Origin of the sequence: Paracoccus sp. AK26 (genome assembly GCF_011801365.1) — a bacterium.
Classification (GTDB): domain Bacteria; phylum Pseudomonadota; class Alphaproteobacteria; order Rhodobacterales; family Rhodobacteraceae; genus Paracoccus; species Paracoccus aerius.
The window spans coordinates 104,805-126,070 of record NZ_CP041041.1 but is presented as its reverse complement, the minus strand read 5'-3'; the positions used below and the strand labels follow the sequence as shown (position 1 = coordinate 126,070).

Here is a 21,266-nt window from a genome sequence, read left to right as displayed (position 1 = left end):
ACCCCTGCCTGCGACAACATGCGCGCGACAATTTTCCAACATCGGCTGGGGAACGGACCCTTTCGGGCCGGCTTACCCGCTGGACTGACGGTTGATTGAAGGCTAGAACCGCCCCCGCGAAGGCTGCGACAATGCGCGGCCCGGATTGTCGTATCGGCCGGTCCCCGGCCTGAATTGGAGAATGACCCGTGTCCCACGCAGATGACCACGTAGGCACCCGGAGGGATTTCCTCTACTATGCCACGGCGGGCGCAGGCACGGTGGCCGCCGGTGCCGCCGCCTGGACGCTTGTGAACCAGATGAACCCTTCGGCCGACGTCCAGGCGCTTGCCTCGATCCAGGTCGATGTCAGTGGTGTCGCGGAAGGCACCCAGCTGACCGTCAAATGGCTGGGCAAGCCCGTGTTCATCCGCCGCCGCACCCCCGAGGAGATCGAAGCCGGACGGGCGGTCGACATCAGCGAACTGATCGACCCGAACGCGCAGAACGCAAACGATCCGACGGCCCCCGCCACCGACGAGAACCGCACCCTGGACGAGGCCGGCGAATGGCTGGTCCAGATCGGCGTCTGCACCCATCTGGGCTGCGTGCCCATCGGCGACGGCGCGGGCGACTTCGGTGGCTGGTTCTGCCCCTGCCACGGTTCGCACTACGACACTGCCGGACGCATCCGCCGCGGCCCCGCGCCGCAGAACCTGCACATTCCCGTCGCCGAGTTCCTCGACGACACAACCATCCAGCTGGGCTGAGGAGGGATCTCGATGGCCGGAATTCCGCACGACCATTACGAACCCGGGACGGGCTTCGAAAAGTGGCTGCACCGCCGCCTGCCGATTGTCGCGGTGATCTATGACACGATCATGATCCCCACGCCGAAGAACCTGAACTGGATGTGGATCTGGGGCATCGTCCTGATGTTCTGCCTGGTTCTCCAGATCATCACGGGCATCGTCCTGGTGATGCATTACACGCCGCATGTGGACATGGCCTTCGCCTCGGTCGAACACATCATGCGCAACGTGAACGGCGGCTATATGCTGCGCTACCTGCACGCGAACGGCGCCTCGTTGTTCTTCGTGGCGGTCTACCTGCACATGTTCCGCAACCTTTACTACGGCAACTACAAGGCCCCGCGCGAGGTGACCTATATCATCGGGATGCTGATCTATATCCTGATGATGGCGACCGCATTCATGGGCTATGTGCTGCCCTGGGGCCAGATGTCCTTCTGGGGCGCCACGGTGATCACCGGCCTGTTCGGCGCGGTTCCCGGCGTCGGCGGGGCGGTACAGCAGTGGCTGCTGGGCGGACCGGCCGTGGACAATGCCACGCTGAACCGCTTCTTCTCGCTGCACTACCTGCTGCCCTTCGTGATCCTGGGCCTGGTGATCGTCCATATCTGGGCCTTCCACACCACCGGCAACAACAACCCCACCGGGGTCGAGGTGCGCCGCACCAGCAAGGAAGAGGCCGCCAAGGACACCCTGCCCTTCTGGCCCTATTTCGTGATGAAGGACATGTTCGCGCTTGGCGTGGTGCTGGTCCTGTTCTTCGCGGTGGTGGGCTTCATGCCGAACTACCTGGGCCACCCCGACAACTATATCGAGGCGAACCCGCTGGCGACCCCGGCCCATATCGTGCCGGAATGGTATTTCCTGCCCTTCTACGCGATCCTGCGCGCCTTCACGGCCGATGTCTGGATCGTGCAGATCGTCCAGTTCCTGTCCTTCGGCATCATCGACGCCAAGTTCTTCGGCGTTCTGGCGATGTTCGGCGCGATCCTGGTCATGGCGCTTGTGCCCTGGCTGGACACCAGCCGGGTCCGCTCGGGCCGTTACCGCCCGATGTTCAAGTGGTGGTACTGGCTTCTGGCCTTCGACTTCGTGCTGCTGATGTGGTGCGGCGCGATGCCGGCCGAGGAACCCTATGCCACGATCTCGCTGATCGCCTCGGCCTATTGGTTCGCGTATTTCCTGGTCATCCTGCCGGTCCTGGGCGTGATCGAGAAGCCCCAGCCGATGCCCGCCACGATCGAGGAAGACTACCTTGCGCATCACAATTCGCCCACGCGCATGGCCGAATAAGGAGAGCCGGACGATGACCCTGAGAACCAAGACGCTCACGGCTGCTCTGGCCCTGGCGATCTCTGCCGGCGGCGCGCTTGCGCAGGATGCCGCCGCGCCCGCACCGGCCCAGCAAGGGGCCGGCACGCAGCAACCGACGGAACCCGCGGCCACCACCCCCGCCCCCGAAGGCGAAGGGGTTGCCGTTCCGGCCCAGGCACCCGCTGCCGAAGCCGGATCGGGGGAAACCCCCGCCGGGGAATCCGCAACGGCGCCGACGCAATCCTCCGAGCCGACCTCGAACTCCGCCGGGGGCGAGCTGACGCCGATGGAAGCCCCGGAAGCGCCCGCGGCAACGGTGACGGACGGCGAAACCCCGGCCGAAGCCCCGCCCGCAGAAGCCGCCCCCGCCGAAGCCGCCCCGGCTGCACCTGCGGCCGAACCCGCTGCCGAGGCACCTGCCGCCGAAGCCCCCGCCGCCGAGGCGGATGATCCCGAACAAGACGCGGGCGAGGAAGCCGTTGACGCGGTCCAGGTGACGGAAGGTGACGAAGCCGCCGCCCCGGCGGAAACCACCGGTACGGTGGTCGCGGACGAACGCCACGACGACATCGAAGGCCAGGCCGAGGGCGAGGAAGACCACGGCGGCGACCACGGGGCCGCGCATATCGAGGACATCGCCTTCAGCTTCGAGGGACCGTTCGGCAAGTTCGACCAGTTCCAGCTCCAGCGCGGCTTGCAGGTCTATACCGAGGTCTGCGCGGCCTGCCACGGCATGAAGTTCGTGCCGATCCGCACGCTGCACGACGACGGCGGCCCCGGCCTGCCCGAGGATCAGGTCCGCGCCTATGCCGCGAACCTGACGCCGATCCTGGACCCCGACACGGGCGAGGAACGCGCCCGCCTGCCGACGGACCATTTCCCGACGGTGACGGGCGACGGCATGGGTCCTGATCTGTCGCTGATGGCCAAGGCCCGCGCGGGCTTCCACGGCCCCTACGGCACCGGCATCAACCAGTTGCTCAAGGGCATCGGCGGGCCGGAATACATCCACGCGATCCTGACCGGCTACACCGGCGAGGAAGTCGAACAGGCGGGTACGGTGCTTTACCAGAACACCGCCTTCCCCAGCGGCTACATCGCCATGCCGCCGCCGCTGTCGGACGATCTGGTGACCTATGAAGACGGCACCCCCGCCACGGTGGACCAGATGGCCCGCGACGTGTCGGCATTCCTGATGTGGACCGCCGAACCCAAGCTGACCTATCGCAAGCAGGTGGGCCTGGTATCGGTGCTGTTCCTCATCGCGCTGACCTCGCTTCTGTATCTGACGAACAAGCGCCTCTGGGCGCCCCACAAGGGCAAGAAGCAGCATAGCTGATCCCGGTCATTTCCGGACAATCCTGGCGCGCCCCCTTGCGGGGCGCGTCTTTCGTTACTGGACAAGCATCGCGCCGCCCGGTCAGCATGGCGCGGAAATATCGGAGGAAGCATGGCGATCTGGAACCTGGGGTCGATCAACATCGACCATGTCTATCGGCTGGACCACTTGCCGCGCCCGGGCGAGACGCTGGCCGCGCGCAGCTATGTCCAGGGCCTGGGCGGCAAGGGGGCCAACCAGTCCATCGCCGCGGCCCAGGCGGGCGCCATCACGCATCACATCGGGGCCATGGGCGCAACCGATGACTGGGTGGTCGAGCGGTTGAAGAATGCCGGGGTCTGCACCGCCGACATCCTGCGCCTGCCCGGACAGGCGACGGGCCATGCCATCATCCTGCTGGACGGCAAGGCTGAAAATGCCATCGTCATCCACCCCGGTGCCAACCGCGCCATGGCCGCCCCGATGCTGGCAAAGCCGCTGTCGGCCATCAAGGCCCAGGACACGCTGCTTTTGCAGAACGAAACCGGCTGCCAGGTCGAGGCCGCCAAGGCGGCGCGCCAGGTCGGCGCCCGTGTGATCTATTCGGCCGCGCCCTTCGACATCGACGCCGTGCGCGCCGTCCTGCCCTATGTGTCCATCCTGGCCATGAATGCGGGCGAGGCCGAGGAGCTGTTTGCCGCCATGCCGGGCGACCTGCCGGTCATGGGCCTGCTGATCACGCGGGGGGCCGAGGGCGCGGAATACCGCGACCTGACGACCGGCACCGTTCACCGGCAGGAAGCATTTCCCGTCACGCCTCTGGATACGACCGGCGCCGGGGATACCTTCGCGGGCTATTTCGCGGCAGCCCTTGACCGGGGCGACCCTATCCCTGCCGCACTGCGGCTGGCAGCAGGCGCTGCGGCCCTGAAGGTGACCCGCGCAGGCGCGGGCGACGCCATTCCCCGCCTCGAGGAGGTGATCGGCTTTATCTCGAACCGGGTCTAGCCCAGCGAATAGCCGGTTCCCCGCACGGTGCGGACGGGGTTGTTGCCGCCGTTCTGCATCAGCGCCTTGCGCAGCCGGCCCACATGAACGTCAATGGTGCGGGTATCTACATAGATGTCGCGCCCCCAGACACGGTCCAACAGCTGTTCCCGCGTCCAGACACGGCCGGGTTTTTCCATCAGCGTGGACAGCAGCCGGAACTCGGTCGGGCCAAGGTGCAGCGCCTGCCCGGCGCGAAAGACGCGGTGTTCGGCCGCATCCAGGATGATGTCGCCGAAGGACAGGCGTTCGCCCATGCTGGCGGGCCGGGTGCGGCGCAGTTGCGTGCGCAGCCGGGCCATCAGTTCGACCACGGAATAGGGCTTCACGACATAATCGTCGGCGCCTGTTTCCAGGCCGCGCACGCGGTCGCTTTCCTCGCTGCGGGCGGACAGCATGATGATGGGGATGGACCGGGTCGCGGGGTCGGCCTTGACCTGGCGGCAGACCTCGATGCCCGAAACCTTGGGCAGCATCCAGTCCAGGACCATCAGGTCGGGCTGTTCCTCCTGGACCAGCAGCAGCGCGTCTTCGCCATTGTCGGCGACGACAACGGCAAAGCCCTCGGCCTCGAGGTTGTATTGCAGCACCTCGCGCTGTGCGCCTTCGTCCTCGACCACCAGGACGCAGGGGGATTGGCGCCCCATCTCAGCGCCCGGTCGGCAGGTCCGCGCCCAGATCCGGAACCCGGTTGTCCTTGGGTCGCGAATCGTCGGGCAGGTCGCCGGTGACCAGATAGATCACCTGTTCGGCGATGGCGGTGGCCAGATCGCCCATGCGCTCGACATTCTTGGCGATGAAGTGGAGATGCATGCAGGCGGTGATGTTGCGCGGGTCCTCCATCATGTGGGTCAGGAACTCGCGGAACAGCGCGTTGTACATCTGGTCCACTTCCAGGTCGCGCTGCCGCACGTCCTCGGCCAGGGCAGCGTCGCGGCGGATATAGCTGTCAAGCGCGTCCTGGACCATCTTGCCCACCGCATTGCTCATCCGGCGCAGCGCGAGGCCCGCGCCGTCGATGGGCGGCATCTGCGACAGGACATGGGTCCGCTTGGCCATGTTCTTGGCGTAGTCGCCCACGCGTTCCAGCGAATGGGCGATCTTCATCACCGCCAGCACCATCCGCAGGTCGGTCGCGGTGGGCGCGCGCAGCGCGATCAGCCGGGCCGCGTCCTCGTTCAGTTGCGCTTCAAGGGCGTCGATGGCCTTGTCGCGGCGCCGGACCTGTTCGGCCAGTTCCTCGTCCCGGGTTTCCAGGGCGGTGGCGGCGTCGGTGATCGCGGCCTCGACCATGCCCCCCATCTTGACCGCCAGGGCCTGGATCGTCTCCAGGTCGCGGTCGAAGGCCGATGAGATATGCTTCTCGCGGTTCATGTGTCCTGCCCCTTGTGTCAGCCGATCCGGCCCGAGATATAGGCTTCGGTCCGGCTGTCCCGCGGCCTGGTGAAGATGTCGTCGGTGTCGCCGTATTCGACCAGGTTGCCCAGGTGGAAGAAGGCTGTCTTCTGGCTGACGCGCGCGGCCTGCTGCATCGAATGGGTCACGATCACCACGGAAAACTGCTCGCGCAGCTCCTCGATCAGGTCCTCGACCTGGGCGGTGGCGATGGGGTCAAGCGCGGAACAGGGTTCGTCCATCAGCAGGACTTCGGGGCTGGTGGCAACGGCGCGGGCGATGCACAGGCGCTGCTGCTGGCCCCCCGACAGCCCGGTGCCGGGTTCCTGAAGGCGGTCCTTGACCTCGTTCCACAGGGCCGCGCCGCGCAGGGCCTTTTCGACGATCCCGTCCAGTTCGGACCGGTTGCGGGCAAGGCCGTGGATGCGCGGGCCGTAGGCCACGTTGTCGTAGATCGACTTCGGGAACGGGTTCGGCTTCTGGAAGACCATGCCCACCTTGGCGCGAAGCTGCACCGGATCCACGCGGCGGTCATAGACATCCTCGTTGTCCAGCAGGATCTGGCCCTCGACCCGCGCGATCGGGATGGTGTCGTTCATGCGGTTGATGCAGCGCAGGAAGGTGGACTTGCCGCAGCCCGACGGGCCGATGAAGGCCGTCACGGTCTTGTCCAGGATGTCGACGTCCACATCCTTCAGGGCGTGCTTGTCACCATAGAAGACCTGCACCTTGCGGGCCTGGATCTTGATGTCGTCGGGGGTCACGGCAGTCTCCACACGGCGGTTCGTGTCATACATATTGGCCTCCTTACGGCCGATTACCACCGGCGCTCGAACCTGCGGCGCAACCAGATGGCCAGCAGGTTCATGCACAAGAGGAAGATCAGAAGAACGATGATCGCGCCCGAGGCCCGCTCGATGAAGGCGGGGTCGGACCGCTGGGTCCAGTTGAAGACCTGCACCGGCAGGGCCGAGGCCGGGTCCATCAGCCCGCCCGGCAGCCCGTCGGGGAAGTTGCGCACGAAGGCCACCATGCCGATCAGTAGCAGGGGCGCGGTTTCGCCCAGGGCCTGCGCCAGGCCGATGATCGTGCCGGTCAGGATGCCGGGCATGGCCAGGGGCAGGACATGGTGGAAGACCGACTGCATCTTCGACGCCCCCACGCCCAAGGCCGCGTCGCGGATGGACGGCGGCACCGCCTTCAGCGCCGCGCGGGTCGAGATGATGATGGTGGGCAGCGTCATCAGCGTCAGCACCAGCCCGCCCACGATGGGCGCGGATTGGGGCAGGCCCGCGAAGTTGATGAAGGCCGCCAGTCCCAAGATGCCGAAGACGATGGACGGCACCGCTGCGAGGTTCGATATATTGACCTCGATGATGTCGGTCAGGCGGTTCTTGGGCGCGAATTCCTCCAGGTAGATGCTGGCGGCGACGCCGATGGGCACGGACAGGACCAGCACCACCAGCATCATGTAGAGCGAACCGAGGATCGCCACGCCCACGCCCGCGGCTTCCGGCCGCTGGTCGGACGCATCCGCATTGGTCAGGAAGTTCCAGTTGAAGCGGGTGACCATTTCCCCGCGATCGGCCAGTTCCTGGGCCAGCATCAACTGCTGGGGCGAGGTGTTGCTGTCGCGTTCCGCGCTGTCCATCGTCACGCGGCCCTTGAAATAGCCGTCGATCCGGCCGCCCACCAGCACGTCGAACTCGACCGTCTGGCCGACCAGCTCGGGGTTCGCCAGCACCCGGTCGCGCACCTGGGCCGAGGCTTCCCTCGAGATCAGCCCGTCGATGTCGGCTTCGGACAAGCCCTCGATCTGGATGCCGTGGCGCGCGATCGTCCCGTCCACTGCGGCGTCCAGCACGCGCCCATAGGCCAAGGTCAGCACCTTGGCCATCTCGGCCGGGTCGCGGTTGCCGTCGGGATCCAGAACCTCGGCCTCCAGCGTCACCGGAATGTTCAGATAGGTTTGGCGGAAAGCGCCAGCCCCGCCCGTCAGGATCGTCGCCAGCAGCACCACCAGGGCGATCATCGAAATCGCGATGGCGATCACGCCATAAAGGCGGAAGCGGCCCTCGGCGGCATTGCGGCGGCGGGTGCGGTCGTCCTGCGCCAGCAGGGATCCCGTGCGGCGGCCGGGCATGGCGGCGGCGGGCTGGGACAGCGGCAGATCGGTCATTCGTATTGCTCGCGATATTTGCGCACGATGTAGAGCGCGACCACGTTCAGGGCCAAGGTGATGACGAACAGCGTCAGGCCCAGGGCAAAGGCCACCAGTGTCTCGGGCGAGTTGAAGTCGCTGTCGCCAGTCAGCTGGCTGACGATCTTGACCGTGATGGTGGTCATCGCCTCCAGCGGGTTCAGGCTCATCTGCGCGGCGGCACCCGCGCCCAGCACCACGATCATTGTCTCGCCGATGGCGCGGCTGGCGGCCAGCAGGACGGCGCCGACGATCCCCGGCAGGGCCGCGGGCAGCACCACCTGGCGCACGGTTTCCGAAGGTGTCGAGCCCAGGCCCAGGGCACCGTCGCGCAAGGACTGGGGTACCGCGTTGATGATGTCGTCGGACAGCGAACTGACAAAGGGGATCAGCATGATGCCCATGACCAGCCCCGCCGTCAGCACGGACGACCCCGAATTGCCCAGCCCCAGCGGTTGCGCGAAATAGTCGCGCAGAAGCGGGCCGACGGTGATCAGGGCGAACAGGCCATAGACGATGGTGGGGATCCCGGCCAGGATCTCGATCGCGGGCTTGACGATGCTGCGCACGCGGCCGCTGGCATATTCGGACATGTAGATGGCGGCGAACAGCCCGATGGGCACCGCGACCAGCAGCGCGATGAAGCTGATGTAAAGCGTGCCCCACAGCAGCGGCACGATGCCCAGTTGCGAATTGCCCTGGAAACGGGGCGTCCATTCGGTGCCGAAGAAGAAGGTCCGCCAGTCATAGACCTGGAAAAAGCGCCCCGTCTCGAAGACCAGGGACAGCACGATCCCGGCGGTGGTCACGATGGCGATCAGCGAACACAGCATCAGAAGGCCCAGGACCATCCGCTCGACTGCGTTGCGGGCCTGGAACTGCTGCCCGATCCGGGTGACGCCCAGGCCCAGCCCGACTACCCCCGCCCCCAGGGCCAGAAGACCCACCACCGGCCCGGCTTCGGCCGACAGGACACCGGCCATGCGCAGCAGGCCCGCCAAAGCCAGCACCGCCAGAGGCGGGAACAACGCGGTCAGCGCGACGCTGTAGCCGTGATAGGTGGGGCGGCTGTGCAGCTTGCGGACATCAGGACCGGCCGAGGCAAAGGCCCGGCTGCGGCCAATGATGTAACCGGCTGCCGCCAGCAGGAAACTTGCAAAAATGGCCCATGACAATGGCATTCGGGCGGTCCTTCAAGGAACGGGAAAAGCGGAAGGCGGCAGGTTCTTCCTGCCGCCCGCCTGCCTGTTACTGCATCACCGTCTCGTTGGCGACGGCTTCCTGGGTCGCGGCCAGTTCCGGGTCCGACACCAGGCCGTATTCGGCCAGCGGGCCGTCGGGGCCGGCGATCTCGTCAGCCACGAAGAACTCGACGAATTCCTTCAGGCCGGGGATCACGTCGATATGGGCCTTCTTCACATAGAAGAACAGCGGGCGCGACACCGGATATTCGCCCGAGGCGATCGTTTCGGTCGAGGGCGAGACGCCCGAGATCGTGCCGACCTTCAGCTTGTCGGTGTTGTTTTCATAGAAGGACAGACCGAAGACGCCGATCCCGTTGGGCGAGCTTTCGATACGTGCCAGCGTTTCGGTATAATCGCCGTCGATGTCCACGGCCCGGCCGTCGGTGCGCAGCGTCATGCAGGCTTCCTCGGCCGCGTCTTCGTCCATGCCGGATGCGACAAAGGCTTCCATGGCGCCCGACTCCTCGCAGCCGGCCAGGATGACCTTTTCCTCGAAGACTTCGCGGGTGCCGTGCTTGGTGCCGGGAATGAAGGCCAGGATTTCCTGCTCCGGCAGATCCGGGTTCACCTCGTTCCAGTTGGCGGCGGTGTTGTCGACGACCTGGCCGTCCTTGACCACCTTCGCGGACAGGGCGTTGAACCAGTCGGCGGGGGTATAGGCGAAGTCGGGGCCGCTGGACGCGTTGGCGAACACGATGCCGTCATAGCCGATGCGGACTTCCATGATGTCGGTCACGCCGTTGGCGTTGCAGGTCTCGCGTTCCGCGTCGCGCATGGGGCGGCTGGCATTGGCGATGTCGATGGTGTTCTCGCCCACGCCTTCGCAGAACTTCTGCAGCCCGCTGCCGGTGCCGCCGGATTCCACGACCGGAACGGGGAAGTCCATGTTCTCGCCGAAGACCTCGGCCACGATGGTGGAATAGGGCAGCACGGTGGACGAACCGGATACCTGGACCTGATCGCGGGCGGCAGCGGCACTGGCCGAGGCGGCGATCACGGCCAGGGCCGAGACGGTGAATTTCACTGTGGACATGGATCTCTCCTGTTACTTCACGCCCAGTCGGGGGCTGTGCGTGACCTAAGCGCCACGGGTGACGCTTGTGCGAAAGAAACATGACCCTTTTATGACACGCCGTAGATTTGTGACGTTTTGGGTTCAGTTTTGCGGCAATTCGCCGATCAGACCCCGCTGGCCCCCGGTCTGCGCCCGGTCCATCAGCAGATGGTCCAGGATGACGCAGGCCGCCATCGCCTCGGCCACGGGGACTGCGCGAATCCCCACGCAGGGGTCGTGGCGGCCCTTGGTGATCAGGTCGATTTCCTGCCCGTGCCGGTCGATGGTGCGGCGCGGCGTGGTGATGGAACTGGTCGGCTTGACCGCAAAGCGGACCACGATCGGCTGGCCGGTGCTGATGCCGCCCAGGATGCCGCCCGCGTGGTTGGACAGATAGACCGGCCCGTCCTGGCCCATGCGGATCTCGTCGGCATTGTCGGTTCCGGTCAGGGCGGCCGCCGCCATCCCTTCGCCGATCTCGACGCCTTTCACGGCGTTGATCGACATCATCGCGGCGGCAAGATCGGTATCCAGCTTGGCATAGACCGGTGCGCCAAGGCCAGGCGGGCAGCCTTCGACCAGAACCTCGATGGCGGCGCCGACGCTGTCCTGCGCCTTGCGGATCGTGTCGAGGTAGTCGGACCACCGGTCCACGGCCGCCGCGTCGGGCAGGAAGAAGGGGTTGTCGTCGATGGCGGTTGGGTCGAAGCGCTCCCGATCCAGGTGCAGCGTTCCCATCTGCACCATGTATCCGGTGATCCGCAGGTCGGGCAGAAGGTCGCGCAGCACCGCCTGCGCCACGCCCCCGGCCGCCACCCGGGCCGCCGTTTCGCGCGCGCTTGACCTGCCGCCGCCGCGATAGTCGCGATGGCCGTATTTCAGGTGATAGGTGATATCGGCATGGCCGGGGCGGAAGGCCTGCGCGATCTCTCCGTAATCCTTGGACCGCTGGTCGGTGTTCTCGATCATCAGCTGGATCGGCGTGCCGGTGGTGCGGCCCTCGAAGACGCCGGACAGGATGCGGACCTGGTCGGCTTCACGTCGTTGGGTGGTGTGCTTCGAGGTGCCGGGACGGCGGCGGTCCAGGAATTGCTGAATATAGGCTTCGTCCATGGCCACGCCGGGGGGCACGCCATCGACGGTGGCGCCAAGGGCGGGACCATGGCTTTCGCCCCATGTGGTGAACCGGAACACGCGGCCGAAGGTGTTGAAGCTCATGCGGTTTCCTTGCTCAGGGCTTTCAGTTCATAGATCAGGTCCAACGCCTCGCGCGGGGACAGGGCGTCGGGATGGATGTCCTTCATCCGCGCCTCAAGCGGGCTTTCCTTGGCCTTGGGCGCAACAGGCGCGGGCGGCGCGGCGCGGAACAGGGGCAGGTCGTCGATCAGGGCGGCGGGGCGGGCCGCGCCCTCGCGTTCACCCGATTCCAGCGCGTCCAGCACGGCGCGGGCGCGGTCCACGACGGATGCCGGAAGCCCCGCCAGCCGCGCCACCTGCACGCCATAGCTGCGGTCGGCGGCACCCTTCCTGACCTCGTGGAGGAAGATCACCTCGCCTTCCCATTCCCGCACCGTGACGGTGGCGTTTTCCACGCCGTCCAATTTCGCGGAAAGGGCAGTCATCTCGTGGTAATGGGTGGCGAACAGCGCGCGGCAGCGGTTCATCTCGTGCAGATGCTCCATTACAGCCCAGGCGATGGACAGCCCGTCCCAGGTTGCGGTGCCGCGCCCGATCTCGTCCAGGATCACCAGGGCGCGGTCGTCGGCCTGATTCAGGATGGCGGCGGTTTCCACCATTTCCACCATGAAGGTGGACCGGCCCCGCGCCAGGTCGTCGGCGGCGCCCACGCGGCTGAACAACTGGCTGACCAGGCCGATATGGGCGCGACGGGCGGGCACGAAGGCCCCCGCCTGGGCCAGCACGGCGATCAGCGCGTTCTGGCGCAGGAAGGTGGACTTGCCCGCCATGTTCGGGCCGGTCAGCAGCCAGATCGCCGGGGTCTGGCCCTCGGTCAGCGCGCAGTCATTGGCGACGAAGCTTTCCGCCTTGCGCTTCAGCGCGCGTTCCACGACCGGGTGGCGGCCGCCCTCAATGACAAAGGCGCGGCTGTCATCGACCAGCGGACGCGTCCAGCCCTCGCCCGTGGCGATGTCGGCGAAGCCTGCGGCCAGGTCGATCTCGGCCAAGGCGCGGGCGGCCTGAGCGATGACTGCGGCCCGTTCCAGCACGGCGGCGCGCAGGCGGTCGAAGATGCCGCGCTCGATCTCCAGCGCGCGGTCGCGGGCGTTGAGGATGCGCGTTTCCAGCTCGGACAGATCGACCGTGGTGAAGCGGATCTGGTTGGCGGTGGTCTGGCGGTGGATAAAGGTCGCGTTCAGCGGCGGGGCCATCATGCGTTCGGCATGGGTGGCGGTTGTCTCGATGAAATAGCCCAGCACGTTGTTGTGCTTGATCTTCAGGCTTTGCACCCCGGCAAGCGCCGCATAATCGGCCTGCATCCCGGCGATCACGCCCCGGCCTTCGTCGCGCAACCGGCGGGTCTGGTCCAGGTCGGCGTCATAGCCGCTTGCAACAAAGCCGCCGTCACGCGCCAGCAGCGGCGGTTCGGCCACCAGCGCATCGTCCAGCAGCCGGATCAGGTCATCATGCCCCGTCAGGTCGCGCGCGGCATCCGCCAGCACCGGCGCGGCATCGACGGGCAGCCGCGCCGCGATGGCCGCGCCCTGCGCCAGGCCCGCCCGGATCGCCGCCAGATCGCGCGGCCCGCCTCGGTCCAGCGCCAACCGGGACAAGGCGCGGTCCATGTCAGGCACGCGCGACAGCGCCGTTCGCAGATCGCCCGTCAGGCGGGGATCATCGACCAGCATCGCCACCGCGTCATGGCGCGCATGGATCAGCGCCAGGTCGCGGGACGGGGCGCTGATGCGCCGTTCCAGCAGCCGCGCGCCCGCAGCCGTCACCGTCCGGTCGATGGCCGCCAGAAGCGAGCCTTCGCGCCCGCCCGACAGGGCCTGGGTCAGTTCCAGGTTGCGTCGGGTCGCCGAGTCGATCCCCATCGCCCCGCCCGCCCGTTCGCGCACCGGCGGGCGCAGCAGGGGCAGCTTCCCCTTCTGCGTCAGGTCCAGGTAATCGACGATGGCGCCCATGGCCGCCAGTTCGGCGCGGGTGAACGATCCGAAGCCATCCAGCGTCTCCACGCCGTAAAGCGCGCAAAGCCGCCGTGCGCCGGCCGCGCTGTCGAAGGCGCTTGCGTGCAGGTCCGTCAGCGCCGCCCCCGCATCCGCCGCCAGATCGTCCAATCCCGACCCGTCGCAGGCCAGCAATTCGCGGGGCGCAAGGCGCGCCAGTTCCGGGGCAAGCCGGGCATGGGCGCAATCCATCACCTGGAAGACGCCGGTCGAGATATCCACCCAGGCCAGCGCGCAATCCTCGCGCACCTGGGCGAAGGCCGCCAGATAGTTGTGGCGCCGCGCCTCCAGCAGCGATTCCTCGGTCAGGGTGCCGGGCGTCACCAGCCGCACCACGTCGCGGGCAACCACGGATTTCGACCCGCGCTTCTTCGCCTCGGCCGGATCCTCCATCTGCTCGGCAATGGCCACGCGAAAGCCCTTGCGGATCAGCGTCAGCAGATAGCCTTCGGCCGCATGGACCGGCACGCCGCACATCGGAATGGGTTCGCCCCCATGGGTGCCGCGCTTGGTCAGCGCGATGTCCAGGGCGGCGGCCGCGGCCACGGCGTCGTCGAAGAACATCTCGTAGAAATCGCCCATGCGATAGAACAGCAGGGCGCCGGGATTGGCGTCCCGGATCGCCAGATACTGCGCCATCATCGGCGTGGGCTGGTCGGTCATGTCCTTCGTCATGGCGGCGTTTCTAGCCGCTTGCGGGCTGCTGCGAAATCCCTACATTCAAAGGCACCTCGGGGGGCCATCCGGCTGAGACGCGAAAGCGGACCCGTTGAACCTGATCCGGCTAACACCGGCGGAGGGAAGGTGACGCTGTCCTTTCTTTCGAACCACTTGTGGAAAGGATACAGCGATGAAACTGCCCCTGATGCTTGCCCTGCTGGCGGCGGCCCCGGCCATGGCGCAGGACAAGCCCGTCCTGACCGTCTATGCGGGCGAATCCATCACCAGCGAATGGGGCCCCGGCCCGAAGATCGAGGAAGGGTTCGAGGCCTTCTGCAACTGCGACCTGCGCTTCGTCACAGGGGACGAATTGTCGCGCATCCTGATGGAGGGCGAACGGACCGAGGCCGACATCGTCTTCGGCCTGAACACCGACGTGACCGCCCGTGCCCGGGCATCTGGCCTTTTCGCGCCGCACGGGCAGGACACGACCGGCCTGTCGCTGCCGATCGGATGGACCGACGACATCTTCCTGCCCTATAACTGGGGCGAGACGGCCTTTGTCTATGACGAAACCCGGCTGGAAAATCCGCCTGCCAGTTTCGCCGAACTGCTGGAGGCCCCCGACGACCTGAAGATCGTGATCCAGGATCCGCGGTCTTCGGTCAGCGGCCTGGCGCTGCTCTTGTGGGTGAAGTCGGTCTATGGCGACCAGGCACCCGACGCCTGGGCTAAGCTTGCCCCCAAGGTGCTGACCGTGACCAAGGGCTGGTCCGAATCCTACGGGATGTTCACGGAAGGAGAGGCCGACATGGTCCTGTCCTATACCACCTCGCCCGCCTATCACATCGCAGCCGAGGATGACGTGACCAAGAAGGCCACGATCTTCCCCGAAGGCCATTACTTCATGGCCGAGGTCGCGGCCCAAGTCCGCACCACTGACCAGCCGGAACTGGCACAAGCCTTCATGGACTGGATCCTGACACCCGGGTTTCAGGCGACCATTCCGCTGGCCAACTGGTCGCTGCCCGCCAAGCTGCCCCAGGACCAGTGGCCCCAGGTGATGCGCGACCTGCCCCGCCCCGGAAAGACCCTGTTCTATAGCGAGGACGAGGCAGAAGCCCTGCGCCAGCCGGCACTTGACGAATGGCTTCAGGCATTCTCGCGCTGACCCGGGCCGAGGCCGGGGGCGCGCTTGCCGCAACGGCGCTGGCGGCGCTGATCCTGGGGACGCTGGCGGCGGTCGCCTGGGCCGCGCAGGGCCTGGCGGGCCTTGGTCCCTGGGACTGGCGCGCGGTCTGGTTCACGCTGTGGCAGGCGGCATTGTCGGCCACGCTGTCGGCGCTGCTGGCCGTGCCGGTCGCCCGCGCCCTGGCGCGGCGGCGTTTTCCGGGGCGATCGGCCCTGGTCACGCTGCTGGGCGCGCCCTTCATCCTGCCGGTGATCGTGGCGATCATGGGGCTGGTCGCGGTCTTTGGCCGCAACGGCGCGATCAACGAGGCCCTGCGCCTAGCGGGCCTGCCCGAGGTTTCGATCTATGGCTGGCAGGGCGTGATCCTGGCGCATGTGTTCTTCAACCTGCCCCTGTCCGTGCGGCTGATCCTGCAAGGCTGGCAGGCCATCCCCGCCGAACGCTTCCGGCTGGCCGCGTCGCTGGGCTTTGGCCCCCGCGACGTGGCGCGGCATCTGGAACGGCCGATGCTGCGGGCGGTGCTGCCCGGCGTCTGGCTGGCGGTGTTCCTGGTCTGCCTGACCAGCTTCACCGTGGCCTTGGCCCTTGGCGGGGGGCCGCGCGCGACCACGGTGGAACTGGCAATCTACCAGGCCTTCCGCTTCGACTTCGACTTGGGGCGGGCGGCTAGCCTGGGGCTGGTGCAGATCGGCATCTGCGTGGCGGCGATGGCCCTGGCGCGGTGGATCGCGGTTCCGGCGGGTTTCGGCGCGGGGCTGGATACGGACCACATGCCCGCCGCGCCCGGCGGATGGAACCGGATCAGCGACATGGCTGTGATCACAATGGCCGCGGGCTTCCTGATCTGGCCCATGACTGCCGTGATCGCACGCGGGCTGCCGCAGATCCCCGACCTGCCGCCCGAGGTATGGCAGGCGGCCGGGCGGTCGGTGGTCATGGCGCTGATCTCGGCCCTGCTGGCGCTGGCCTTGTCGCTGACCCTTGCCTTGGCGCTGGCGCGCGGGCGGATGCGATGGGTGGAAACGGCGGGGATGCTGCCGCTGATCGCCTCGCCCCTGGTGCTGGGCACGGGGCTGTTCATCCTGCTGCGCGGCTGGTTCCTGCCACAGGCGCTTGCGCTGCCCGTGACGGTGGCGATCAATGCGGTGATGGCCCTGCCCTTCGGGTTGCGGGCGCTGATTCCCGCCACGCGGACGCTGCATCGGGATTACGGGCGGCTGGCCGATTCGCTGGATCTGCGCGGGCTGGCGCGACTGCGCTATCTGATCCTGCCCCGGCTGGCCCGGCCGCTGGGCTTTGCGGGCGGGCTGGCGGCGGCCCTGGCGATGGGGGACTTGGGCGTGATCACATTGTTTGCAAGCGACCGGCCGACCCTGCCCTTGCAACTGTTCCAGCTGATGAACTCTTATCGCATGGACGATGCCTCGGCCTGCGCGGTGCTGCTGATGGCGATCAGCTTTGGCCTGTTCTGGATCTTCGACCGTGGGGGCCGCCTTGCTTGAGTTCGACGGCATCCACGTCACGCGCGGCAGCTTTGCCTTGTCCGCAGACCTGACGGTCCCCAAAGGCGCGCGGGTGGCGGTGATCGGCCCGTCCGGGTCAGGGAAATCCACGCTGTTGTCGCTGGTCGGGGGGTTTCTGGCGCCAGACCATGGCCGCATCCGCGTGAATGGACAGGATATCACCGCCCTTCCGCCGGGCCGGCGGCCGGTGTCGATGCTGTTCCAGGACCAGAACCTGTTCCCGCATCTGACCGTCGGGCAGAACGTGGGCCTTGGCCTGCGTCCCGACCTGCGCCTGTCGGAGGCGCAGCGCGCCCGCGTGGCGCAGGTGCTGGCCGAGGTCGGGCTGGAAGGCATGGGCTCCCGCCGCCCCGCCAATCTGTCGGGCGGCCAGCAAGGCCGCGTGGCCCTGGCGCGCGTCCTGCTGCGCGCGCGGCCCGTGCTGCTGCTGGACGAACCCTTCGCGGCGCTTGGCCCGGCCTTGAAGGGGGAGATGCTGGCCCTGCTGGCCCGCATCGCCGACCGAACCGATGCCACGGTGCTGATGGTCACGCATGACCCCGACGACGCCCGCAGCTTCGCGCCGTGGACGATCCTCGTGGATGACGGCGTGGCGCATCCGCCAGCGCCGACCGGGCCGCTGCTGGACAACCCGCCGCCGGGGCTGCGCGCCTATCTGGGCTAGAGGTTGAAGACCCGTTCCGGCTGCACCAACCCGCCCTGATAGCGGCCGATGCAGACCGGACCCTTGGCATCCGCGACCCAGACCAGATCGCCCCATTCCGCCGCGCCCGTCACCTGGCCAGGGTTGCCGTTGCGGATGCGCACTGCGCCTTCCGGCGTGGCGCGCAGCATGGGCAGGTCGGCCAGCGCGACCTCCAGCGGCAGAAGCTGGCTGTCCAACCAGTCTTGCGCGCTGCGGTCGATCCTTTCGAAGGGCACGGCGCCCTCGGCCTCGAACGGCCCCGACCAGGTGCGACGCAGATGCGCCACATGGCCCAGGCAGCCAAGCGCCCGGCCCAGGTCGCGGGCGATGGAACGGACATAGCCGCCCTTGCCGCAGATCATCTCCAGCCGCGCGGTGTCTTTGTCGCAATCCAGCAAGGCAAGACTTTGCACCCATAGGGGACGCGCGGCTAGATCCAGGTCCTCGCCCTCGCGCGCCAGCTCATAGGCGCGTTCGCCATCGACCTTGACGGCGGAGAAGGCCGGGGGAACCTGCATGATGTTGCCGGTGAAGGCGGGCAGCGCGGCTTCGATCGCGGCGCGATCGGGACGGCGGTCCGAGGTCCGGACCACATCGCCCGAGGCGTCGTCGGTCGTGGTCTCGGCGCCCCAGTTGACCGTGAAGTCATAGCATTTCAGCGCGTCGGTGACGGTGGCGACAGTCTTGGTGGCCTCGCCCAAGGCGACGGCCAGGACGCCGGTCGCGTCGGGGTCCAGCGTGCCCGCATGGCCCGCCTTCTTCGCGTCAAGCGCCCAGCGGACCTTGGCCACCACCGCGGTCGAGGTCACGCCCGCAGGCTTGTCCACGATCAGCCAGCCATTGATGTCGCGGCCCTTCTTGCGTGCCATCGGTTCCCCCGTAAAGCGAAGGCGGCGGCATAGCCAGCCGCCCGCGCAAGGTCAACCGGCCCAGATCACCCAGCGCTTTCGACCAGTCCGATGATCGGCCCCAGCGAACGCCCGAAATCTGCCCGGTTCACCCCCGGTGCGTAAAGCCGGCTGATCGAGCCGTCGAAATAAAGCGCATCACGAACCCCAAGCCCGTCGCGGAACAGGCGGCCAAACTCGTGGAAGGTGACGGCGCGGTCCGATATCGCGAACCATGCCGTCTGCCCATCGGGCGAGACGCCGACGCCGTTCCTGACATAGCGGCTGTCGGAATCGACCAGGAAGCGCGGATGCAGGTCGCCGTCGATGACCAGCATCGGCCCGGACTGCGTGGCAAGGCGGCAATCGGGACGGGCTTCGGCAAAGGCGCGGCTTTCGATGACCTGGAAGGGCCGCGCCCCGCCCGTGCAGAAGACGCCGTTCGGCAGCATCCCGAAATTGTCGTTGCTGGCCCCCGTGACAATGGGTTGCAACTCCACCCCGTCGATGACCAGCAGCCCCACGGGCCGGTAATCGGCGTGATACATCCCCGCATTCATCGCGAAGGCCAGGCTCTCGCCCTGCCCCAGGGTCGCGCGGACATTGGCGAAATTGCGCAGCGGCTGGCCGTCCGCACCGTCCTGCCACAAGCGCAGCGCGGGTTCCTGCGCGGCCGAGACCTCGCAGACGACATAGCCCTGTCCGTCCTGGGTCATGCGGCCGCAGCCATCGGCCGATGCCGGGATCGTTATCGCGAACAGCATTCCGACCGCCACGCCCAGGGGGCGCAGGTCAATCCTCATCGCCGTCCTCGTCCACGCCTTCCACGTCGCGGCGGACGCGTTCGTCGGCGAACAGGCGGCGGGTGTCGTCCAGGCGGTCAAAGGTCTCGTCCAGCTGGAAACGCAGTTGCGGCGCGTATTTCAGCGTCATCGCCTTGGCGACCAGGTGGCGCAGCTCGGCCGAATTGCGGCGCAGGGCGGCCAGGGCCTCCTCGGCGTCGTTGCCACCCAAGGGAAGCACATAGGCTGTCGCCACCTTCAGGTCGGGCGAGGTGCGGACCTCGCCGACGGTGATCGAATGGCGGTTCAGGTCCGGGTCATGCACGTCGGCGCGCAACAGGACGTCGGACAGGGTGCGGCGGATCAGCTCGCCCACGCGAAGCTGCCGCTGCGAGGGGCCGGAGCCATGGGAAAAACGGTTCTGTGCCATGCGTCCCGATGTAGGGGGTCGCGGGGCGCGCCGCAACGGGATATGAGGCGGGAAAACACCGGAGGCCCCATGAGCGATTTGCAGAACACGGACGCGCCCGCCCTGCCGGGGATCGTCGTCACCGGCGCCTCGGGGCGGATGGGGCGGATGCTGGTCCGCCTGATCGCCGAGCACCCAGAGGTGCGGCTGGCGGGCGCGTTGGAACGCGCGGGCCATCCCTGGATCGGCCGTGACGTGGGCGAATGCCTGGGCGGGGCGCCGGTCGGCGTGACGGTCAGCGACGATGCGGTGGCGGTCATCGCGCAGGCGCAGGCGGTGATCGATTTCACCGCCCCTGCCGCCACGGTCGCCTTTGCCGAACTGACCGCGCAGGCCCGCGCGGTCCATGTGATCGGCACCACCGGTCTGGAACAGGCGCATCTGGATTACCTCAAGGCCGCCGCCCGCCATGCGCCCATCATTCGTGCCGGCAACATGAGCCTGGGCGTGAACCTGCTGGTTGGCCTGACCCGCAAGGTCGCCGCCGCCCTGGGGACCGAGTGGGATATCGAAGTGGTCGAGGCCCATCACCGCCACAAGGTCGATGCGCCCTCGGGCACCGCGCTGATGCTGGGCGAGGCCGCCGCCGAAGGGCGCGGCAGGACGCTGGCCGAACTGCGCACGCCCGCGCGCGAAGGCATCACCGGCGCGCGCGAGCCCGGCAGCATCGGCTTTGCGGCCATCCGGGGCGGCGACGTGGTGGGCGAACATGACGTGATCTTCGCGGGCGAGGGCGAACGGATCGTCCTGCGCCATCTGGCGACCGACCGGGCGATCTTCGCGCGCGGCGCGATCCGCGCGGCGATCTGGGGCCAGGACAAGGGACCGGGCGAATACGACATGCAGGACGTGCTGGGGCTGAACTAGCCCCGCATCACGCCCCTTACGGCTGGATCGTGCAGCAGCCCGACAGCAGGGACGGCTGTTCCCCATGCAGCACCAGCGTTGCCGCCAGCCCGAACAGCCGGTCCGACATCCCGTCCGAACAGATCTGGGGATGCGAGAACAGCGTCATGTCCCGCGCCACGACCACCCTCGACGGATCGCGGAAGATGCCGCTGTCCAGCACGCCCTGCACCGGACGGCGGTCGCCCGCCTGATCGTCGGGGCTGCGCAGGACCAGATCGCCGCCTTCCACCTTGGCGTCCCAGAAAGGCTCGGTCCCCAGGCAGCGGAAGGCGGGCGGCAGTTCCCCCGGCTGCCAGACATCGGTGCGATAGGCCAGATAGCGCGCCGAGACCCAGCCCGACCCCTCGCCCGTGTTGACCCGTGCCCAGCCCTGGCGTTCCTCGACCACCTCGATCCGGAAGGCGTCAGGGGCCAGGGTGCCGATGATGGCTGCCTTGGCATTGGGTTCGGCCCGGATGTTCAGCACGTCATCGGAAGCGACGCCCGTCACATCGAACAGGGTGGGCAGGATATATTCCTGCGTGGCAAGGGCGGGACCGGCAAGGGCAAGCGTCAGGGCAAGGGCAGTGCGGAACATCGGGGCCTCCTTTTCCTTGGTCGTAGTTTAG

20 protein-coding genes and 1 riboswitch are annotated in these 21,266 nt (G+C 67.5%); of the genes, 8 read left to right on the top strand and 12 right to left on the bottom strand.

The window, feature by feature from the left end; translation table 11 throughout:
- Positions 1-188 precede the first annotated feature (188 nt).
- From petA to FIU66_RS00540, 4 genes are all read left to right on the top strand, one after another.
- Positions 189-749, top strand: a complete 561-nt coding sequence (gene petA, locus FIU66_RS00555) for a ubiquinol-cytochrome c reductase iron-sulfur subunit (RefSeq protein ID WP_167620879.1) — start codon at positions 189-191, stop codon at positions 747-749.
- A 12-nt stretch (positions 750-761) separates the two neighbouring features.
- Positions 762-2,084, top strand: coding sequence for a cytochrome b (petB, locus tag FIU66_RS00550; RefSeq protein WP_167620878.1), 1,323 nt, complete (start codon positions 762-764; stop codon positions 2,082-2,084).
- Positions 2,085-2,673: 589 nt separating this feature from the next.
- On the top strand, positions 2,674-3,444 hold the full coding sequence (locus tag FIU66_RS18070; RefSeq protein WP_370528952.1) for a cytochrome c1: 771 nt from the start codon (positions 2,674-2,676) through the stop codon (positions 3,442-3,444).
- 111 nt (positions 3,445-3,555) lie between these two features.
- On the top strand, positions 3,556-4,431 hold the full coding sequence (locus tag FIU66_RS00540) for a ribokinase (RefSeq protein WP_167620876.1): 876 nt from the start codon (positions 3,556-3,558) through the stop codon (positions 4,429-4,431).
- Here the strand turns inward: FIU66_RS00540 and phoB are convergent.
- From phoB to mutS, 8 genes are all read right to left on the bottom strand, one after another.
- Positions 4,428-5,117 carry a phosphate regulon transcriptional regulator PhoB gene (phoB, locus tag FIU66_RS00535; RefSeq protein ID WP_167620875.1) on the bottom strand — a complete coding sequence of 230 codons (690 nt, stop codon included), beginning with the start codon at positions 5,115-5,117 and terminating at the stop codon, positions 4,428-4,430. The two genes, FIU66_RS00540 and phoB, sit on opposite strands and share 4 nt — an antisense overlap.
- A gap of 1 nt (position 5,118) precedes the next feature.
- Positions 5,119-5,844: a phosphate signaling complex protein PhoU gene (gene phoU, locus FIU66_RS00530; RefSeq protein ID WP_167620874.1), complete on the bottom strand. Its 726-nt coding sequence runs from the start codon at positions 5,842-5,844 to the stop codon at positions 5,119-5,121.
- A gap of 17 nt (positions 5,845-5,861) precedes the next feature.
- Entirely contained in the window at positions 5,862-6,662 is an 801-nt protein-coding gene (pstB, locus tag FIU66_RS00525; RefSeq protein WP_167620873.1) for a phosphate ABC transporter ATP-binding protein PstB, read from the bottom strand.
- Between the two features lie 20 nt (positions 6,663-6,682).
- Positions 6,683-8,044 (bottom strand): phosphate ABC transporter permease PstA, encoded by a 1,362-nt coding sequence (gene pstA, locus FIU66_RS00520; RefSeq protein WP_167620872.1) that lies wholly within the window; start codon positions 8,042-8,044, stop codon positions 6,683-6,685.
- Positions 8,041-9,246, bottom strand: a complete 1,206-nt coding sequence (gene pstC, locus FIU66_RS00515) for a phosphate ABC transporter permease subunit PstC (protein ID WP_167620871.1) — start codon at positions 9,244-9,246, stop codon at positions 8,041-8,043. The genes pstA and pstC overlap by 4 nt, the downstream gene beginning before the upstream one ends.
- A gap of 67 nt (positions 9,247-9,313) precedes the next feature.
- On the bottom strand, positions 9,314-10,342 hold the full coding sequence (locus tag FIU66_RS00510; RefSeq protein ID WP_167620870.1) for a substrate-binding domain-containing protein: 1,029 nt from the start codon (positions 10,340-10,342) through the stop codon (positions 9,314-9,316).
- A gap of 123 nt (positions 10,343-10,465) precedes the next feature.
- Positions 10,466-11,581 (bottom strand): chorismate synthase, encoded by a 1,116-nt coding sequence (aroC, locus tag FIU66_RS00505; RefSeq protein ID WP_167620869.1) that lies wholly within the window; start codon positions 11,579-11,581, stop codon positions 10,466-10,468.
- Positions 11,578-14,214 carry a DNA mismatch repair protein MutS gene (mutS, locus tag FIU66_RS00500; protein ID WP_167623333.1) on the bottom strand — a complete coding sequence of 879 codons (2,637 nt, stop codon included), beginning with the start codon at positions 14,212-14,214 and terminating at the stop codon, positions 11,578-11,580. The genes aroC and mutS overlap by 4 nt, the downstream gene beginning before the upstream one ends.
- Positions 14,215-14,273: 59 nt before the next feature.
- Positions 14,274-14,370, top strand: a riboswitch (TPP riboswitch).
- Positions 14,371-14,401: 31 nt separating this feature from the next.
- On the opposite strand from mutS, the gene FIU66_RS00495 reads away from it, so the two are divergent.
- Genes FIU66_RS00495 through thiQ form a run of 3 tightly spaced genes read left to right on the top strand, consistent with a single transcriptional unit; the run spans position 14,402 to position 17,590 of the window.
- On the top strand, positions 14,402-15,382 hold the full coding sequence (locus tag FIU66_RS00495) for a thiamine ABC transporter substrate binding subunit (RefSeq protein ID WP_167620868.1): 981 nt from the start codon (positions 14,402-14,404) through the stop codon (positions 15,380-15,382).
- Positions 15,358-16,905, top strand: a complete 1,548-nt coding sequence (locus FIU66_RS00490; protein ID WP_167620867.1) for a thiamine/thiamine pyrophosphate ABC transporter permease ThiP — start codon at positions 15,358-15,360, stop codon at positions 16,903-16,905. The genes FIU66_RS00495 and FIU66_RS00490 overlap by 25 nt, the downstream gene beginning before the upstream one ends.
- Positions 16,898-17,590 (top strand): thiamine ABC transporter ATP-binding protein, encoded by a 693-nt coding sequence (thiQ, locus tag FIU66_RS00485; protein ID WP_167623332.1) that lies wholly within the window; start codon positions 16,898-16,900, stop codon positions 17,588-17,590. Before FIU66_RS00490 ends, thiQ begins: the two co-directional genes overlap by 8 nt.
- Here thiQ and truB read toward each other — a convergent pair.
- From truB to rbfA, 3 genes are all read right to left on the bottom strand, one after another.
- Positions 17,587-18,480 (bottom strand): tRNA pseudouridine(55) synthase TruB, encoded by an 894-nt coding sequence (gene truB, locus FIU66_RS00480; RefSeq protein WP_167620866.1) that lies wholly within the window; start codon positions 18,478-18,480, stop codon positions 17,587-17,589. The genes thiQ and truB overlap by 4 nt on opposite strands.
- Before the next feature lie 65 nt (positions 18,481-18,545).
- Positions 18,546-19,301 (bottom strand): phosphodiester glycosidase family protein, encoded by a 756-nt coding sequence (locus tag FIU66_RS00475; protein ID WP_167620865.1) that lies wholly within the window; start codon positions 19,299-19,301, stop codon positions 18,546-18,548.
- On the bottom strand, positions 19,291-19,710 hold the full coding sequence (gene rbfA, locus FIU66_RS00470; protein WP_167620864.1) for a 30S ribosome-binding factor RbfA: 420 nt from the start codon (positions 19,708-19,710) through the stop codon (positions 19,291-19,293). Before rbfA ends, FIU66_RS00475 begins: the two co-directional genes overlap by 11 nt.
- 69 nt (positions 19,711-19,779) lie before the next feature.
- On the opposite strand from rbfA, the gene dapB reads away from it, so the two are divergent.
- The gene (gene dapB, locus FIU66_RS00465) at positions 19,780-20,616 is read left to right on the top strand and encodes a 4-hydroxy-tetrahydrodipicolinate reductase (RefSeq protein ID WP_167620863.1); all 837 of its coding nucleotides are present in this window, start codon (positions 19,780-19,782) and stop codon (positions 20,614-20,616) included.
- Positions 20,617-20,632: 16 nt separating this feature from the next.
- On the opposite strand, the gene FIU66_RS00460 is transcribed toward dapB, so the two are convergent.
- Positions 20,633-21,235: a COG3650 family protein gene (locus FIU66_RS00460; protein WP_167620862.1), complete on the bottom strand. Its 603-nt coding sequence runs from the start codon at positions 21,233-21,235 to the stop codon at positions 20,633-20,635.
- Positions 21,236-21,266 lie beyond the last annotated feature (31 nt).